The sequence below is a fragment of the Sphingobium limneticum genome (assembly GCF_008710155.1).
GTDB classification, from domain to species: domain Bacteria; phylum Pseudomonadota; class Alphaproteobacteria; order Sphingomonadales; family Sphingomonadaceae; genus Sphingobium; species Sphingobium limneticum.
In genome coordinates, this window is record NZ_VYPZ01000101.1 from 1 (window position 1) to 698 (window position 698).

The 698-nt window shown below is 63.5% G+C and carries 1 protein-coding gene and 1 pseudogene; both read right to left on the reverse strand.

Features of this window, described 5'->3' with window-relative positions; all coding sequences use genetic code 11:
* Nucleotides 1–348 (reverse strand): annotated as a pseudogene (locus F4U94_RS24175) (electron transfer flavoprotein subunit alpha/FixB family protein); the annotation flags it as partial.
* Nucleotides 345–698, reverse strand: a 354-nt coding sequence (locus F4U94_RS24180) for an electron transfer flavoprotein subunit beta/FixA family protein (RefSeq protein ID WP_428842958.1), incomplete at its 5' end; no start/stop codon positions are given. The pseudogene F4U94_RS24175 and the gene F4U94_RS24180, both read right to left, overlap by 4 nt.

Below are 698 nucleotides of genomic sequence, written 5' to 3' on the forward strand. Positions count from 1 at the left end.
CGACAGGATGTCGCTGATCTGCATCACGTCCAGCAGAGCGGCGACGCGCGGGGCGATATTCTTGCCATTGCTGGTGGCCGGCGCGACGAAGGCGTCATGATGCCCCATCAGTTCGACGATCAGCGGCGCGACATTCTCCGGCAGCGCATGACCAAAGGCTGCGTCATCGGCGACATGGACCTTGCCCACGCCGGCGATCTTGGCAGCCGCAGCAGCGACGCCATCGACGCCTTGCCCGGCGACCAGCAGATGCACGTCGCCCAGCTTCGAGGCCGCGGTCACGGCGGAAAGGGTCGCGTCCTTGACCGCGCCGCCCTCATGTTCAACCCAAACGAGCGTCTTGCTCATGCTGCCACTCCTAGAGCCTTGAGTTTAGCGACCAGTTCATCGACATCGGCGACCTTGACGCCGGCCGAGCGCTTGGGCGGTTCGGAAACTTTGAGCGTCTCCAGACGCGCAGCGATATCCACGCCATAATCGGCGGGCGTCTTGTTCGCCAAAGGCTTGGCCTTGGCCTTCATGATGTTGGGCAGCGACGCATAGCGCGGCTCATTGAGGCGCAGGTCGGTGGTGATGATCGCCGGGGTGTTCAGCTTCACCGTTTCCAGTCCGCCATCGACTTCACGGGTCACGTTGACGCTGCCATCGACAACCTCGACCTTGCTGGCGAACGTACCCTGCGGCAGGTTCAGCAGCGC